At 73.5% G+C, this 16,890-nt stretch carries 13 protein-coding genes; 5 read left to right on the top strand and 8 right to left on the bottom strand.

Going from position 1 to position 16,890, the window contains the following annotated elements:
* Positions 1–76 precede the first annotated feature (76 nt).
* The gene (locus ACIP5O_RS22665) at positions 77–1,591 is read left to right on the top strand and encodes an amino acid permease (RefSeq protein WP_401296087.1); all 1,515 of its coding nucleotides are present in this window, start codon (positions 77–79) and stop codon (positions 1,589–1,591) included.
* A 113-nt stretch (positions 1,592–1,704) separates the two neighbouring features.
* Positions 1,705–2,799, top strand: coding sequence for a hypothetical protein (locus ACIP5O_RS22660; RefSeq protein ID WP_401296085.1), 1,095 nt, complete (start codon positions 1,705–1,707; stop codon positions 2,797–2,799).
* A 91-nt stretch (positions 2,800–2,890) separates the two neighbouring features.
* Here the strand turns inward: ACIP5O_RS22660 and ACIP5O_RS22655 are convergent, their stop codons facing one another.
* The 5 genes from ACIP5O_RS22655 to ACIP5O_RS22635 all read right to left on the bottom strand — a co-directional run bounded on the left by ACIP5O_RS22655 (position 2,891) and on the right by ACIP5O_RS22635 (position 9,698).
* Entirely contained in the window at positions 2,891–5,020 is a 2,130-nt protein-coding gene (locus ACIP5O_RS22655; RefSeq protein WP_401296083.1) for a 3-hydroxyacyl-CoA dehydrogenase NAD-binding domain-containing protein, read from the bottom strand.
* A complete protein-coding gene (locus ACIP5O_RS22650; protein ID WP_125667869.1) occupies positions 5,017–6,231 on the bottom strand; it encodes an acetyl-CoA C-acyltransferase in 1,215 nt (404 codons plus the stop codon). The genes ACIP5O_RS22655 and ACIP5O_RS22650 overlap by 4 nt, the downstream gene beginning before the upstream one ends.
* Positions 6,232–6,526: 295 nt before the next feature.
* Positions 6,527–7,810 (bottom strand): HRDC domain-containing protein, encoded by a 1,284-nt coding sequence (locus ACIP5O_RS22645; RefSeq protein ID WP_401296081.1) that lies wholly within the window; start codon positions 7,808–7,810, stop codon positions 6,527–6,529.
* An 81-nt stretch (positions 7,811–7,891) separates the two neighbouring features.
* On the bottom strand, positions 7,892–8,557 hold the full coding sequence (locus tag ACIP5O_RS22640; protein ID WP_015037008.1) for a response regulator transcription factor: 666 nt from the start codon (positions 8,555–8,557) through the stop codon (positions 7,892–7,894).
* Between the two features lie 439 nt (positions 8,558–8,996).
* Complete coding sequence (locus ACIP5O_RS22635) at positions 8,997–9,698, bottom strand: DUF3000 domain-containing protein (protein WP_401296079.1); 702 nt, start codon at positions 9,696–9,698, stop codon at positions 8,997–8,999.
* Between the two features lie 91 nt (positions 9,699–9,789).
* Here ACIP5O_RS22635 and hemE point away from each other — a divergent pair, with 91 nt between their 5' ends.
* On the top strand, positions 9,790–10,866 hold the full coding sequence (gene hemE, locus ACIP5O_RS22630; RefSeq protein WP_401296077.1) for a uroporphyrinogen decarboxylase: 1,077 nt from the start codon (positions 9,790–9,792) through the stop codon (positions 10,864–10,866).
* Positions 10,867–10,938: 72 nt separating this feature from the next.
* On the opposite strand, the gene ACIP5O_RS22625 is transcribed toward hemE, so the two are convergent.
* Entirely contained in the window at positions 10,939–12,342 is a 1,404-nt protein-coding gene (locus tag ACIP5O_RS22625; protein WP_401296075.1) for an FAD-dependent oxidoreductase, read from the bottom strand.
* Between the two features lie 10 nt (positions 12,343–12,352).
* A complete protein-coding gene (locus ACIP5O_RS22620) occupies positions 12,353–13,354 on the bottom strand; it encodes a DUF4349 domain-containing protein (protein ID WP_401296073.1) in 1,002 nt (333 codons plus the stop codon).
* 138 nt (positions 13,355–13,492) lie between these two features.
* On the opposite strand from ACIP5O_RS22620, the gene hemG reads away from it, so the two are divergent.
* On the top strand, positions 13,493–14,944 hold the full coding sequence (gene hemG, locus ACIP5O_RS22615; RefSeq protein WP_401296071.1) for a protoporphyrinogen oxidase: 1,452 nt from the start codon (positions 13,493–13,495) through the stop codon (positions 14,942–14,944).
* Between the two features lie 17 nt (positions 14,945–14,961).
* Positions 14,962–15,675, top strand: coding sequence for a hydrogen peroxide-dependent heme synthase (gene hemQ, locus ACIP5O_RS22610; protein ID WP_366378383.1), 714 nt, complete (start codon positions 14,962–14,964; stop codon positions 15,673–15,675).
* A 203-nt stretch (positions 15,676–15,878) separates the two neighbouring features.
* On the opposite strand, the gene ACIP5O_RS22605 is transcribed toward hemQ, so the two are convergent.
* A complete protein-coding gene (locus ACIP5O_RS22605; protein WP_401296069.1) occupies positions 15,879–16,889 on the bottom strand; it encodes a TIGR04222 domain-containing membrane protein in 1,011 nt (336 codons plus the stop codon).
* Position 16,890: the final 1 nt, after the last annotated feature.

The following is a 16,890-nucleotide window of genomic DNA, read 5'->3' as shown; positions in this document are numbered from 1 at the left end:
CCGGGCAGTCGTCATCACAGCCTCCGACCCGCGGGGGCACCGAGACCGGCGTCGGGCGGAGCGCGGAGGTACCACGGTGAGTACGGACCAGCAGCCACGGGCGAACTCCGGTGTGTTCCGGACCAAGACGGTCGAGCAGTCGATCCGGGACACGGAGGAGCCGGAACACGCCCTCAGGAAGTCCCTGTCCGCCTGGGACCTGACGGTCTTCGGCGTCGGCGTCATCATCGGCACCGGCATCTTCGTCCTCACCGGCAAGGTCGCCAAGGAGAACGCCGGCCCGGCGACGGCCCTCGCCTTCGTCGCCGCCGGCATCGTCTGCGCCCTCGCCGCCCTCTGCTACGCCGAGTTCGCCTCGACGGTGCCGGTGGCCGGATCGGCGTACACCTTCGCGTACGCCTCCATCGGCGAACTGCCCGCCTGGATCATCGGCTGGGACCTCGTCCTGGAGTTCGCCCTCGGGACGGCGGTGGTGGCCGTCGGCTGGTCCGGCTATGTCCGCTCGCTCCTGGACAACATCGGCTGGCACCTGCCGGCCTCCCTCGAAGGCCCGGACGTGCCGGGCGGCACCTTCGACCTCCTGGCGTTCCTCCTCGTCCTGGTCATCACCGTCGTCCTCGTCCTGGGCATGAAGCTCTCCGCCCGGATCACCGCGCTCGTCGTGGCGATCAAGGTGACCGTGGTGATGATCGTGATCGTCGCCGGACTGTTCTTCATCGTCGGCGACAACTACAAGCCCTTCGTCCCGCCGGCCGTCACCCCGGAGGGCGGCGGCTCCAACTGGGACTCCCCGCTGGTCCAGCTCCTCTTCGGGTACGAGCCGACGAACTTCGGCGTCATGGGCATCTTCACCGCCGCCTCCGTCGTCTTCTTCGCCTTCATCGGCTTCGACGTGGTGGCCACCGCCGCCGAGGAGACCAAGCTGCCGCAGCGGGACATGCCCCGGGGCATCCTCGGCTCCCTCCTCATCTGCACCGTGCTCTACGTGGCCGTCTCGCTCGTCGTCACCGGCATGCAGAACTACAAGGAGCTGTCCGTCAGCGCCCCGCTCGCCGACGCCTTCAAAGCCGCCGGCCACCCCTTCTACGCGGGCGTGATCAGCTTCGGCGCCGCTGTCGGCCTCACCACGGTCTGCCTGATCCTGCTCCTCGGCCAGACCCGCGTCTTCTTCGCGATGAGCCGCGACGGCCTGCTGCCGCGCTTCTTCTCCGTCACCCACCCCCGGTTCCGGACCCCGTACCGGCCGACCATTCTGCTCGGCGTGATCATCGCGATCGTCGCCGGCTTCACCAGCATCAACGAGCTGGCGACCCTGGTGAACATCGGCACCCTCTTCGCCTTCGTGATGGTCGCGGCCGGCGTCATCATGCTCCGCCGCACCCGCCCCGACCTGCCGCGCGCCTTCCGCACCCCCTGGGTGCCCGCGCTGCCGATCATCTCCATCGCGGCCTCGTTCTGGCTGATGCTCAACCTGCCGGGCGAGACCTGGTTCCGGTTCGCGGTCTGGATGGCGATCGGCATCGTCGTGTACTTCCTGTACGGGCGGAGTCACAGCCGGTTGGGCCAGGAGGGCCGGGGAGCCCGGTACTGAGGGGGCGCCGGGGACGGGGCGGCGGGCGGCGGAAAACGCGTTCGGAGGAGCCGCTACAGTCGGCTCGTATCCGACCCGCACCCCCCCCCGATGACCGGAGCGCTGCACCCCTCATGGCGAATCGATCCGAGGCCTCCACCGCCCCCTCCCAAGGCTCCTCCACCGCCCCCCGCCTGCGGGGTTCCTGGCTGGCCCGGGGGAAGGAGGGCAGATTCAGCGTCTACCTGCCCCGGGACGGCGAAGTGGTGCGCTGGACCGAGGGCGCCGGCGGCGACTGGAGCGGGCCCGTGCAGATCGGCGGCGACGGCGCCGCCCTGCTGCCCGGCCTCTCGGTCGGCCAGGGCGCCGACGGATACGTCCACCTCGTCGGCATCCGGCCCGTGGCGGACGGCGAGCCGGACCACGTCGAGCTGGTGCACACCATCCAGTACCAGACGGGCCGCCCGGCCCTGGACTGGCGCTCGATCACCCACCCCAACGGCCCCTCCTACCGGTGGACCGGCACCCCCGCCGTGGCCGTGGACGGCAACGGGCGCGCGTACGTCTTCTGCCGGAACGGCGGCGGCGGCATCAGCGTGCGGGCCCAGAAGGACGCGGGCGGCTGGCACCCGTGGTGGGACCTCCTCGGCTCCAGGACCGACCCCCTGCCGGTGGCCGTCACCAACGGCTCCGGCCTCGTCGAGCTGTACTCCTCGCACGCCGCGGGCCTCCTGCGCTACGTGCAGCGCGAGTCGGGGGCGAAGCCGATCCGCGAGGAGCTCCTCCCCGCCCAGGTCACCGAGGGCACCCTGGCGGCCGTGAAGGGCCCCTCCGGGCACGCCACGGCCTTCTACGTGGACCGGGAGGGGAAGGTGTGCGCCTGGTCGCCCGAGCGGTCCCTGAAGCCCACGCCCCTCACCGAAGCGGTCGGCACCGGCCCGCTGTCCGTCACCCGCTGCCTCGTCGACGGCTTCGACTGCACCGTCCTCGCCCAGCGGGCCGAGGACGGCCGGCTCGCCCTCGCCGCCTACCCGAGCGAGCAGGAGGAGGCGGGCGCCCGCTGGTCGGAGACGGGGGAGCGGCACGGCGAGCTGACCGCCGCCCTCACCCGGGACCTCGACGGACGCCTGGTCGCGGCGGTCCTGGCCGGCGGCTCCTCGCTGCTCCTCACCCGCCAGCGGCCCGGGGCGGACGGTTTCGTGCTGGAGAACTGGCGCCCGGTGCGGTGACGCCGCCGCCCGGCGGGCGCGCACGGGAGAACGGGGACGGCCCCGGCACCTTGGAAGGTGCCGGGGCCGTCCGTGTACGGGACCCGGAGCGTTACGCCGGGACGCTCGCCACGCCCTGCGCCAGGAAACGCCTGCCGTTGACGCGCTCGGAGACGCCCTCGCGGTCCAGGTACGGCGTGATGCCGCCCAGGTGGAAGGGCCAGCCCGCGCCCGTGATCAGGCAGAGGTCGATGTCCTGCGCCTCGGCGACGACACCCTCCTCCAGCATCAGGCCGATCTCCTGCGCGACCGCGTCCAGGACGCGGTCGCGGACCTGCTCCTCGGTCAGGACGCTGTCGCCCTGCTTGAGGAGGGCGGCGACCTCGGGGTCGAGCTCCGGCTTCCCGGAGTCGTACACGTAGAAGCCGCGCTTGCCGGCCTCGACGACCGCCTTCAGGTTGGGGGAGACCGTGAAGCGCTCCGGGAAGGAGCGGTTCAGGGTCTCGGAGACGTGCAGGCCGATCGCCGGGCCGACCAGCTCCAGGAGGACCAGCGGCGACATCGGCAGGCCGAGCGGCTCGATGGCCTTCTCCGCGGTCTCGACGGGGGTGCCCTCGTCGATGACGTTCTGGATCTCGCCCATGAAGCGGGTCAGGATGCGGTTCACGACGAACGCCGGGGCGTCCTTGGTGAGGACCGCGGTCTTCTTCAGCTTCTTCGCCACGCCGAAGGCGGTGGCGAGGGAGGCGTCGTCCGTCTGCTCGCCGCGCACGATTTCCAGGAGCGGGAGGATCGCGACCGGGTTGAAGAAGTGGAAGCCGACCACGCGCTCGGGGTGCTTGAGCTTGGAGGCCATCTCCGAGACGGACAGCGAAGAGGTGTTGGTGGCGAGGATCGCGTGCGCCGGGGCGACCGCCTCGACCTCCGCGAACACCTTCTGCTTGACGGACATCTCCTCGAACACGGCCTCGATGACGAAGTCCGCGTCCGCGAAGCCCTCGGCCTTGTCCAGGACGCCGGAGACCAGGCCCTTGAGGCGGTTGGCCTTGTCCTGGTTGACGCGGCCCTTGCCGAGCAGCTTCTCGATCTCGGCGTGGACGTAGCCGACGCCCTTGTCGACGCGCTCCTGGTCGATGTCGGTCAGGACGACCGGCACCTCCAGGCGGCGCAGGAAGAGCAGGGCGAGCTGGGAGGCCATCAGACCGGCGCCGACGACGCCGACCTTGGTGACCGGGCGGGCCAGCGACTTGTCCGGAGCGCCGGCGGGGCGCTTGCCGCGCTTCTGCACCAGGTTGAAGGCGTAGATGCCGGAGCGGAGCTCGCCGCCCATGATCAGGTCCGCGAGGGCCTGGTCCTCGGCGTCGAAGCCCTTCTGGAGGTCCCCGTCCTTGGCGGCCTCGATGATGTCGAGGGCGCGGTAGGCGGCCGGGGCGGCGCCGTGCACCTTGGAGTCGGCGACGAAGCGGCCCTTGGCGACGGCCTGGTCCCAGGCCTCGCCGCGGTCGACCTCGGGGCGCTCGACGGTCGTGGTGCCGTTGAGGACGGAGGCCGTCCAGATCAGCGACTGCTCCAGGAAGTCCGCGCCCTCGAACAGCGCGTCGGCGATGCCGAGCTCGAAGACCTGCTTGCCCTTGAGCTGACGGTTCTGGTTCAGCGAGTTCTCGATGATGACCGAGACGGCCTTCTCGGCGCCGATCAGGTTCGGCAGGAGGGCGCAGCCGCCCCAGCCGGGCACCAGGCCGAGGAAGACCTCGGGCAGCGAGAAGGCCGGCAGGGCCTTCGAGACGGTGCGGTAGGTGCAGTGCAGACCGACCTCGACGCCGCCGCCCATGGCCGCGCCGTTGTAGTACGCGAAGGTCGGCACGGCGAGGGACGACAGACGCTTGAAGACGTCGTGGCCGCCCTTGCCGATGGCGAGGGCCTCGTCGTGCTTCTTCAGCAGCTCGACGCCCTTGAGGTCGGCGCCGACGGCGAAGATGAACGGCTTGCCGGTGATGCCGACGCCGACGATCTCGCCGTTGGCGGCCTCCGCCTCGACCTGGTCGATCGCCGTGTTCAGGTTGGCGAGGGACTGCGGCCCGAAGGTGGTCGGCTTGGTGTGGTCGAAGCCGTTGTCCAGCGTGATCAGCGCGAACCGACCGGCGTTCGCCGGGAGTTCGAAGTGCCGTACGTGGGCGCTGGTGACGACCTCGTCCGGGAAGAGCTCGGCGGCGCCCTTCAGAAGCTCGGCGGTGGTGCTCACTTGCCCTCCCAGTGGGGGTTCTCCCAGATGACCGTCGCGCCCATGCCGAAGCCGACGCACATGGTGTTGAGGCCGTAACGGACCTGCGGGTTCTCCTCGAACTGGCGGGCCAGCTGCGTCATCAGACGGACGCCGGAGGAGGCCAGCGGGTGACCGTAGGCGATGGCGCCGCCGTACTGGTTGACGCGGGCGTCGTCGTCGGCGATGCCGTAGTGCTCCAGGAAGGCGAGGACCTGGACCGCGAAGGCCTCGTTGATCTCGAAGAGGCCGATGTCCTCGATGGACAGGCCGGCCTGGGCCAGGGCCTTCTCGGTGGCCGGGATCGGGCCGTAGCCCATGACCTCGGGCTCGACACCGGCGAAGGAGTAGGAGACCAGGCGCATCTTGACCGGGAGACCGTTCTCCCGGGCGAAGTCCTCGGAGGCGATGATCGAGGCGGTGGCGCCGTCGTTCAGGCCGGCCGCGTTGCCCGCGGTGACGTTGCCGTGGACGCGGAACGGCGTCTTCAGGTTGGCCAGCGACTCCAGGGTGGTGCCCGGGCGCATCGGCTCGTCGGCGGTGACCAGGCCCCAGCCCGTCTCGCCGCCCTCGGGGGAGGTGCGGCGGACCGAGATCGGCACCAGGTCCTGCTGGATCTTGCCGTCGGCGTACGCCTTGGCGGCCTTCTCCTGCGAGCGCACGGCGTACTCGTCGGCGCGCCGCTTGGTGATGCTCGGGTAGCGGTCGTGCAGGTTCTCGGCGGTCATGCCCATGAAGAGGGCGGACTCGTCGACGAGCTTCTCCGACACGAAGCGCGGGTTCGGGTCGACGCCCTCGCCCATGGGGTGGCGGCCCATGTGCTCGACGCCACCGGCGATGACGGCGTCGTAGGCGCCGAAGGCGATCGAGCCGGCGGTCGTGGTGACGGCGGTCAGCGCGCCGGCGCACATGCGGTCGATGGAGTAGCCCGGCACCGACTGCGGCAGCCCGGCGAGGATGCCCGCCGTGCGGCCGAGGGTCAGGCCCTGGTCGCCGATCTGCGTGGTCGCGGCGATGGCGACCTCGTCGATCTTCGCGGGGTCGAGGCCGGGGTTGCGGCGCAGCAGCTCCCGGATGGCCTTGACGACGAGGTCGTCGGCGCGGGTCTCGTGGTAGATGCCCTTCGGGCCCGCCTTGCCGAACGGGGTGCGGACGCCGTCGACGAAGACGACGTCCCTGACGGTACGAGGCACGATGGCTCTCCTCCAGGGTGCGGAACGGCCTGCTGCGACGCACGCCTAAGCGCGCGCTTGCTCCCCCATGCTACTTGCGGGTAACCATGCTGCCCACCCCCTGGGGGGCAAGCGGCGAAGGTCACACCGGGAACTCTGCCGGAGACGGCCGGAAACGGCGGAACCCCCGTCACCCTTCCGGGTGCGGGGGTTCCACGGGCGGGAGTTCCGTTCGCGGGAGTTCCGATCGGGGGTCTTCCGCTCGCGGGAAGTTCCGATCGGGGGTGCTCCGCCCACGGGAGTCCCGCTCACGGAGTCACGCGGTCGCCGTCAGCGCCTTCACCAGGAGCGGGGTCACCAGCTCCACCTGCCAGGGGCGCGCCCCGTGGCCCGTCAGGGCGGCGGCGACGCGGTCGGCGTCGGCCGGGGACGGCGGCTCCCAGCAGACCCGGCGCACGGTGTCCGGGGTGATCAGGTTCTCCTGCGGCAGGTTCAGCTCCTCCGCGAGCGCCGAGACCGCCGCGCGCGCCGCCGACAGGCGGGCCGCCGCGACCGGGTCCTTGTCGGCCCAGGCACGCGGCGGGGGCGGCCCCGCCGGCTGCTGGCCCGGCTGGGGCAGCTCGCTCTCCGGCAGCGCCCTGGCCCGGTCCACCGCCGCCTGCCACTGCTCCAGCTGGCGCCGGCCCATCCGGTGGCCGAAACCGGTCAGCGCGGTCAGCGCGGCCAGGTTCACCGGCACCGCGAGCGCCGCCTCCACGATCGCCGCGTCGCTCAGCACCTTGCCGGGGGAGACGTCGCGCCGCTGGGCCACCCGGTCGCGGGCCGTCCACAGCTCCCGTACGACCGCCATCTGGCGGCGGCGGCGCACCTTGTGCATGCCGGAGGTCCGCCGCCACGGGTCCTTGCGCGGCGGGGCGGGCGGGGCGGCGGCGATCGCGTCGAACTCCTGGCGCGCCCACTCCAGCTTGTCCTGCCGGTCGAGCTCCTCCTCCAGGGCGTCCCGCAGGTCGACCAGCAGCTCGACGTCGAGCGCCGCGTACCGCAGCCAGGGCTCGGGCAACGGCCGGGTCGACCAGTCCACGGCGGAGTGGCCCTTCTCCAGGGCGTAGCCGAGGACGGACTCGACCATCGCGCCGAGGCCGACGCGCGGGAAGCCCGCGAGCCGCCCGGCCAGCTCGGTGTCGAAGAGCGAGGTCGGCCGCATGCCTATGTCGCGCAGGCAGGGCAGGTCCTGGGTGGCGGCGTGCAGGATCCACTCGGCTCCGGACAGCGCCTCGCCGAGTCCCGAGAGGTCGGGGCAGCCCACGGGGTCGATCAGGGCGGTGCCCGCGCCCGCGCGGCGGAGCTGGACGAGGTAGGCGCGCTGGCCGTAGCGGTAGCCGGAGGCGCGCTCGGCGTCCACGGCCACGGGGCCGGTCCCGGCGGCGAAGGCGGCGATGACCTCCGCGAGCGCGTCCTCGGTCTCGACGACGGGCGGCACCCCCTCGCGGGGCGCCAGCAACGGGGTCGGAAGCCCATTCGCAGGGACGTCGTCGTCCGGGGGGCCGCCCCCGGTGGTGCGCAGTGCTGTGTCTGCTGCGGTCTCTTGGGCGTCGGTCACCCGTCAAGGGTATCGGTGAACGGCGGGCACCTGTCGACGGAACGTTCCGTCGACAGGTGCCCGCCGGTTGTCCACCGCGGGTCAGTGGATGATCCCCGTCCGCAGGGCCACCGCGACCATTCCGGCGCGGTCGCCGGTGCCCAGCTTGCGGGCGATGCGGGCGAGGTGGCTCTTCACGGTCAGGGCGGACAGGCCCATGGACACGCCGATCGCCTTGTTCGACTGGCCCTCCGCGACGAGCCGCAGCACCTCGACCTCACGGCCGGAGAGCTCGCGGTAGCCGCCCGGGTGGCTCGGGGCACCCGGGGGGCGGCGGTGGCCCAGACGGGCCGCCGCGGCGCCGATGGGGGCGGCGCCGGGACGGGTGGGGTGACCGATGTTGGTCCGGGTGCCGGTGACGACGTAGCCCTTCACGCCGCCCGCGAGGGCGTTGCGCACGGCGCCGATGTCGTCGGCGGCCGAGAGGGCGAGGCCGTTGGGCCAGCCCGCGGCGCGGGTCTCGGACAGCAGGGTCAGGCCGCTGCCGTCGGGCAGGTGGACGTCGGCAACGCAGATGTCGCGCGGGTTGCCGACGCGGGGGCGGGCCTCCGCGATGGACGACGCCTCGATCACGTCACGTACTCCGAGGGCCCACAAGTGGCGGGTCACGGTGGAACGGACGCGCGGGTCGGCCACGACGACCATGGCCGTCGGCTTGTTCGGGCGGTAGGCGACCAGGCTTGCGGGCTGCTCGAGGAGAACGGACACCAGGCCTCCTGGGGGGGAAGGTGGGGGGACGGAGCCGGCTCGGGGAAGAAGCCGGGGGCGAACCCGTGCTGTGAAGGGGTCACTGACTCCTTCGGCAGCAGGGGCGCCCGCCTTTAGGGAAAGATCACGATTTGGTGAGTAACAATTAGGGCAATTCGGACGGCTGCTCGATCATCCTACGAGCGGAGCCCGCTCCTTCACCCTCCTGGGGGAGCCCCGGAGCGCTTTCCGAACGCCTTGTGCGACACGCCGGGGCACCCTCCGGGCCGACGCGGACGGACCCGAGCCCGCCTTCCCGGCGTCGACGCGGTGCGTCCGGACCCGCCTTCCGGAGCCGACGCGGACGGGTGCGGACCCGTCCTCCCGGACCCGTCCTCCCGAGGCCGACGCGGCGCGTCCGGGCTCGTCTTCCCGGGCCCGCCCCGCCGAAACGCGCCCCTCAGACCTGCTGCGGCCCCCGCCGCTGCGGCAGCGAGACGACGCCCCCGCCCCCGCCCGTGGCCGTCCCCGCCGCCCCCGGCTCGACCGGCGCGGGCGGCAGCCCCGCGATCTGGCAGAGCAGGTCGCACCAGGCCGCCAGGTGCGCCCCCGTGTCCGGCACCCCGCCCAGGGCCTCGCGCGGCGTCCAGGACGCCCGGATCTCGATCTGGGTCGCCGGCCGCCGGTCCGCGAGCCCGCCGAAGTAGTGCGAGCCCGCCATCGTCACGGTCCCGCTCGCCTCCCCGTACGCGAGCCCCCGCGCCTCCAGGGCCCCGGTCAGCCAGGACCAGCACACCTCGGGCAGCAGCGGGTCCGCCGCCATCTCCGGCTCCAGCTCCGCCCGCACCAGCGTCACCAGGCGGAACGTTCCCTTCCAGGCCTCGTGCCCGTCCGGGTCGTGCAGCAGCACGAGCCGCCCGTCCGCCAGGTCCTCCTCGCCGTCGACGACGGCCGCCTCCACCGCGTACGCGTACGGCGCCAGCCGCTGCGGCGGCCTCGTCGGGTCCACCTCGATCTCGGACCGCAGCCGCGCCGCGCGCAAGGCCTCCACCGCCCGCCGGAAAGCCGGTGGCACCGGGTTCGTCTCCGTACTGTCCGCCGTTTCGTCCGTCCCTCGATCGCCGTCGGAATGATCGGAAAAGTGTCCCTGAGCCGCAGCCATGCGGGGAAGAGTAGGCGGAACGCGGCCTCCGTGCAGGGAGGGACACCCGGCCCGGACGAGCGGCTTCCCGCCACATGCGAAGATTCTGGGCGTGAGTGCCAACGACAGCCCGCAGGGCCAGCAGACGAAGCAGCAGTCGCGGACGTACGACTCCGCGTTCCTCAAGGCGTGCCGGCGCGAACCGGTGCCGCACACCCCCGTCTGGTTCATGCGGCAGGCCGGGCGCTCCCTCCCCGAGTACCTGAAGGTCCGCGAGGGCATCCCCATGCTGGAGTCGTGCATGCGGCCCGAGCTGGTCACCGAGATCACGCTCCAGCCGGTGCGGCGCCACGGGGTCGACGCCGCCATCTACTTCAGCGACATCGTCGTCCCCCTCAAGGCCATCGGCATCGACCTCGACATCAAGCCCGGCGTCGGCCCGGTCGTCGCCGACCCGATCCGCACCCGCGCCGACCTGGCCCGGCTGCGCGACCTCACGCCCGAGGACGTCCACTACGTCACCGAGGCCATCGGCATGCTCACCGGAGAGCTGGGCGACACCCCGCTCATCGGTTTCGCCGGCGCACCCTTCACCCTCGCGAGCTACCTCGTCGAGGGCGGTCCGTCGCGCAACCACGAGCACACCAAGGCGCTCATGTACGGCGACCCGCAGCTCTGGGCCGACCTCCTCGACCGCCTCGCCGGGATCACCTCGGCCTTCCTCAAGGTCCAGATCGAGGCCGGCGCCTCCGCCGTGCAGCTCTTCGACTCCTGGGTCGGCGCCCTCGCCCCGGCCGACTACCGCCGCTCCGTGATGCCCGCCTCCGTGAAGGTGTTCGACGCGGTCGCCGGGTACGGCGTCCCGCGCATCCACTTCGGCGTCGGCACGGGCGAGCTGCTCGGCCTCATGGGCGAGGCGGGCGCGGACGTCGTCGGCGTCGACTGGCGCGTCCCGCTCGACGAGGCCGTCCGCCGCGTCGGCCCCGGCAAGGCGCTCCAGGGCAACCTCGACCCCGCCGTGCTCTTCTCCTCCCGCGAGGCCGTCGAGGCCAAGACGGACGAGGTCCTGGCCGCCGCGAGGGGCCTGGAGGGACACGTCTTCAACCTGGGCCACGGCGTCCTGCCGACCACCGACCCGGACGCCCTGACCCGCCTCGTCGAGTACGTCCACACCCACACGGCCGTCTGAGCGCGGACCCGGGCACCCACACGGGAGGGGGCGGCGGCCCGGCGGCCGCCGCCCCCTCCCGGGCCGGCCTCCTCAGCCCGCCGCGCGGACCGCCGCCGTCGCCTTGCGGGCCGCGACGAGGACCGGGTCCCACACCGGCGAGAACGGCGGCGCGTACCCCAGGTCCAGGGCCGTCATCGCCTCCACCGTCATCTTCGCCGTGAGCGCCACGGCCGCCACGTCCACCCGCTTCGCCGCGCCCTCCCGGCCCACGATCTGCGTCCCGAGCAACCGCCCGGTCCGCCGCTCGGCCAGCATCTTCACCGTCATCGGCGCGGCCCCCGGGTAGTAGCCCGCGCGGCTCGTCGACTCGACCGTCACCGTCACGAACCGCAGCCCGACCTCCCGGGCCTCCTTCTCCCGCAGGCCGGTCCGCGCGATCTCCAGGTCGCACACCTTCGACACCGCCGTGCCCACCATGCCCGGGAAGGTCGCGTAGTCGCCGCCGACGTTCGACCCGATGACCTGGCCCTGCTTGTTCGCGTGCGTCCCGAGCGCCACGTGCCGCATCCGGCCCGAGACCAGGTCCAGGACCTCCACGCAGTCGCCGCCCGCCCAGACGTTCCCGTGCCCCCGCACCCGCATGCCCAGGTCGGTGAGCAGCCCGCCGTACGACCCGAGCGGCAGCCCCGCCTCCCGGGCGAGCGAGGTCTCCGGCTCCACGCCCGTGCCCAGGACCACCACGTCCGCCGGGTACTCCTCCTCGTCCGTCGCCACCGCCCGGACCCGGCCGTCGGGGCCCGTGAGCACCTTCGTGACCTCCGCCGAGTTGACCGTCCTGATCCCGAGCCCGTCCATCGCCTCGCGCACGAGGCGGCCCATGTCCGGGTCGAGCGTCGCCATCGGCTGCTCGCTCCGGTTCAGGACGGTCACCTCGTACCCCCGGTTGAGGAGGGCCTCGGCCATCTCCACCCCGATGTACCCGGCGCCGACCACCACCGCCCGCCGCCCCTCCGCACCGGAGCCCTCCGCGCCGGATTCCTCCGTACGGGACAGCGCGTCGATCAGGGCCTGGCCGTCGTCCAGGTTCTGCACGCCGTGCACCCCGGGCGCGTCGATCCCCGGCACCGGCGGGCGCAGCGGGCGCGCCCCCGTCGCGATCACCAGCTTGTCGAAGCCGGTCCACTCCTCCGTACCGGACTCCAGGTCCCGGGAGCGGACCCGCTGCCGGTCGACGTCGATCTCCGTCACCTCGGTCCGCGTCCGCAGGCCGATGTCGCGGGCCCGGTGCTCCTCGGGGGACCGGGCGACCAACTCGTCGCGCGAGCCGACGTCCCCGCCGACCCAGTAGGGGATGCCGCAGGCCGAGTACGAGGAGAAGTGCCCGCGCTCGAAGGCGACGATCTCCAGCTCCCCGGGGGACTTGAGCCTGCGCGCCTGCGACGCGGCGGACATGCCCGCCGCGTCGCCACCGATGACCACCAGTCGTTCGCTCATGGGGACGACGCTACTTCTCCGGAGCCTCCGCGTGCTGGGGGGCCGCCTCCTCGGGGCGCGGCCCCGGCACCCGCGCGGGGCGGCGGGCGGCGAGCCGGGGGCGGACCAGACGGCGCCAGAGGACGAAGGCGACCAGGCCGACCGCGAGCCACGGGGCCAGGGCCGCGAGCACGATCAGGATCCAGGCCACCACGCCGACCAGGGCGTTCCAGCCGCCGCTCAGGGCGTCCAGGAAACCGGGGCGGCCCTCCTGCCGCTCCTCGTCCTTCGGCTCCTCCTTCCGCTTCTCGGTGAGCTGGAGGGTGATCGTCGCCAGCGACGTCCGGTCCTTCAGGGACGACTGCTGGGCGAGCAGCGCCTCCAGGTCCGCCTGACGCCGGCTCAGCTCGGCCTCCAGGGTCACCACGTCGGACAGCTTCTCCGCCCGGTCCATCAGCTCCCGCACCCGCGCCACGCTCGCCCGCTGGGTGGCGATCCGGCTCTGCACGTCCACCACCTGGTCGGTGACGTCCTTCGCGTCGGCCTTGCGGCTCACCAGCTTTCCGGTGCCCGCCAGTTCGGCGAGGACGGAGTCGTACGCCCCCTGCGGCACCCGCAGCACGATCCGCGAGGCGAGGTACGCGTCGTCGATCCGCTCCGTCGACTCGTCCTCGACCCGCCCGCCCGCGCCCACCGCCGCCGCACGGGCCGTGGCCAGGGCCTTCGTCGCGTCCGCGACCTCCACGGACAGCGAGGCGGTGCGGATGACGTGCTGCGGGGCCGACGCCTTCGCCGTGGCCTGCGCGGAACCGGAATCGGAACCGGAACCCGAATCGGCCTTGGCCCCGGAGCCGGAATCCGTCCCGGACGCGGCTCCCGAGGAGCCCTCCACCGCGCCCCGCCCCCGGTCGGCGGGCTGCGCCGCCCGGGCCCCCGCCGCCTTGTCGCCCGCGTCCGTGCCGCCCGCCCCGCAGCCCGTCAGGACCAGCGACGCCGTCAGCAGGACGGCGGCCGTCGTACTCGTTCTCCGCACGGGAACCCCCCAAGGTGGTGACGATCGATGCCCCTTTGACGTACGACCCGGCGGCGCGGGTTGCCGTCCGGCGGTAGCGATGCGGTCACGGTCCGGCCTCGGAACGGGAGCGGACGGGCGATTTGAGAGAGTGGCCCCATGAACGCGGACACCACGGGACCCCACGTCGTCGTCGCGGGAGGCGGGATCACCGGCCTCGCGGCCGCCCACCGGCTGGCCCTCGCCGGCCACCGGGTGACCCTCCTCGAAGCGGACGGCAGACTCGGCGGCAAGCTCCTCGCCGGGGAGGTCGCGGGCGCGCCCGTGGACCTCGGCGCCGAGTCGCTGCTCGCCCGCCGCCCCGAGGCGGTCGCCCTGGCCCGCGCCGTCGGCCTCGGCGACCGGCTGAAGGCCCCCGCCACCACCACCGCGTCCGTCTGGTCCCGCGGCGAGCTCGTCCCCATGCCGAAGGGGCACGTCATGGGCGTCCCCGGCGACGCCCGCGCGGTCGAGGGCCTCCTCTCCGAGGAGGGCGTGCGCCGGATCGCCGCCGACCTCGACCTGCCGCCCACCGAGATCGGCGACGACATCGCCATCGGCGCGTACGTCGCCGCCCGCATGGGCCACGAGGTCGTCGACCGCCTCGTCGAACCCCTCCTCGGCGGGGTGTACGCCGGGGACGCCCACCGCATCTCCCTGAGGGCCGCCGTCCCGGCCCTCTTCGAGGCCGCCCGCGAGCACCCCACGCTCACCGCCGCCGTCCGGGCCGTCCAGCGGGCCGGCGCCGCCGTCCCGGCCGACGCGGCGGGCGCCGCCACCGGCCTCGGCGGCTCCGTCTTCGCCGGGATCGAGGGCGGCGTCGGCACCCTGCCCGGCGCGGTCGCCGACGCGGTCCGCGCGGCCGGCGGCGAGATCGTCCTGAACGCCCCCGTGACGGCGCTGCGCCGCACCGGGGCCACCGGCTGGCAGGTCGTGAGCGGCGACCGCGTCCTCACCGCCGACGCCGTCGTCCTCGCCACCCCCGCCGGGCCCGCCGCCACCCTCCTCGCGGAGCACGCCCCCGCCGCCGCGGGCGAGCTCGGCGCGGTCGAGTACGCCTCCATGGCCCTGGTCACCCTCGCGTTCCGCCGCACGGACGTGCCCGGCCTGCCCGGCTCCGGCTTCCTCGTGCCCCCCGTCGACGGCCACACGATCAAGGCCTCCACCTTCTCCTCGCTCAAGTGGGGCTGGGTCGCCGACGCCGCCCCCGACCTGTTCGTCCTGCGCACCTCCGTCGGCCGCCACGGCGAGGAGCGGCAGCTCCACCGCGAGGACGCCGACCTGGTGGACGCCTCCCTCAAGGACCTCGCCGCCGCCACCGGCCTCGGCGCCCGCCCCGTCGCCACCACGGTCACCCGCTGGGCCGGCGGCCTGCCCCAGTACCCGGTCGGCCACCTCGCCCGCGTCGCCCGGGTCCGCGAGGCCGTCGCCGCCCTGCCCGGACTGCGGATCGCGGGCGCCGCGTACGACGGCGTCGGCATCCCCGCCTGCATCGCCTCGGCGCACCGCGCGGCCGACGAGATCATCGCCACGTCGGAAACGGCGGCCCCCGGTGCGGGGCACTCCTCGTGACGGGCGAGAATAGGCGTATGAGTGCGCCCGAAAAGATCCCGAACGCCGGTAAGAAGGCGAAGGACCTCAACGAGGTCATCCGCTACACCCTGTGGTCCGTCTTCAAGCTGCGCGACGTCCTGCCCGAGGACCGGAGCGGCTACGCCGACGAGGTCCAGGAGCTGTTCGACCAGCTCGCGGCCAAGGACATCACCGTCCGCGGCACGTACGACCTGTCCGGTCTGCGCGCCGACGCCGACGTCATGATCTGGTGGCACGCCGAGACGAGCGACGAGCTCCAGGAGGCGTACAACCTCTTCCGCCGCACCCGCCTGGGCCGCGCCCTGGAGCCGGTCTGGTCGAACATGGCGCTGCACCGCCCGGCCGAGTTCAACAAGTCGCACATCCCGGCCTTCCTGGCCGACGAGAACCCGCGCGACTACGTCTCGGTCTACCCCTTCGTCCGCTCGTACGACTGGTACCTGCTGCCGGACGAGGACCGTCGCCGGATGCTCGCCGACCACGGCAAGATGGCCCGCGGCTACCCCGACGTGCGCGCCAACACGGTCGCCTCCTTCTCGCTCGGCGACTACGAGTGGCTCCTCGCCTTCGAGGCCGACGAGCTGCACCGCATCGTGGACCTCATGCGCCACCTGCGCGCCTCCGAGGCGCGGATGCACGTCCGCGAGGAGGTCCCGTTCTACACCGGCCGGCGCAAGGACGTCGCCGACCTGGTGGCGGGCCTGGCCTGACGGCCCCGCGAAAACCCGGTGGCGGCCCGGCTCCCGGCCGGGCGCGCCATCCCTCGACCCGGAAGATCAGACGGCCGGCGGAAACCATTCGCCCGCCGCTCCAGCGACACCGGGTCCGGCTCCTGGTGCGGCGCGCTTCACGCGCGCCGCACCGGCGTCATTTCCGGGACCTTTTCCGGTCTTCCCCCGTACGGTACGGGCGGTCAGCTGCTGGAGCTGGAACACGAGCTGGAGCTGGAGCCCCCGCCGCAGCTGCTGGAACTTCCACCGCAGCTCGAACCCCCTCCCGAGCAGGACCCGGAGGAACACGAACCCGACGAGCACGAACCCCCGCCGCCCCCGCCCCCTCCGCCGCACGACCCGGCGTCCGCGCACCACACGGTGACCACGCCGAGCGCGTCCGCGCCGGAGGAGGACGAGGAGGAGTGGTGGTGCGGGAACGGCCCCGGACGCCCGCCGCGGCCCGGCCTCCGGAACCCGCTGACGCGGGCGGCGGCGAGGAGCTGCTCCCGGAGCACCGGGTCCGGCAGTGCCCGCAGCCCGTACAGGGCCACGAGGTGGCCCGCGTCCGCCAGGTGCCCCCGCTCGCGCCCGTACGCGGCGAGCGCGCGCCGGCCGGCCGGGGTGACCCGCCCGGCGGAGGCCGTCCCGCAGACCACGGCCGCGGCGCCCATGGCGAACAGCGCCGGGATCACCTTGAAGACGAACGGCGCCGAGACCTCCTCGCTCACGGCGAACTCGCCGATCGTGAGGAAGAACGAGACCGGGAGCAGGACGAACGTCGTGACGCCGACCGCGGCGCACCACCGGTTCGTGACGCGCCGCACCGCCGGGTCCACGAGGAGGCCGCGCTCCGCGAGCCCGTCGCCGATCTCCTGCACCGCCGGGTGCCGCATCACGGCGAGCCGCAGGTGGTGCAGGGCGCCGTGCGGGGCGGCGGCGTGCTCCTGGAGCACCGCGCGCTCCACCGGGTCGTGCGCGGTGGGGCGGACGACGGCCACGATGCCGGGTCCGCCGATCGCGATCCGCCCGTCCGCCCGGAGGGCGGCGAGGGCGCTGTCGACGGCCCTGGCGGGGCCGCCGTTGAGGAAGGCGGCCTCGTACCGGTCGTGGACCGGTCCGCCGGAGCCGCGGCGGGACCGGACGAGCCGGGTGACGAGCAGGCCGACGGCGACGGCGGCCACGAGGTAGTACAGGGCGGTCGGGATGCCCATG

The organism is Streptomyces sp. NPDC088915 (assembly GCF_044749825.1).
Lineage (GTDB): Bacteria > Actinomycetota > Actinomycetes > Streptomycetales > Streptomycetaceae > Streptomyces.
The sequence above is the reverse complement of the archived record's forward strand: the minus strand, read 5'-3'. Positions and strand labels throughout refer to the sequence as shown.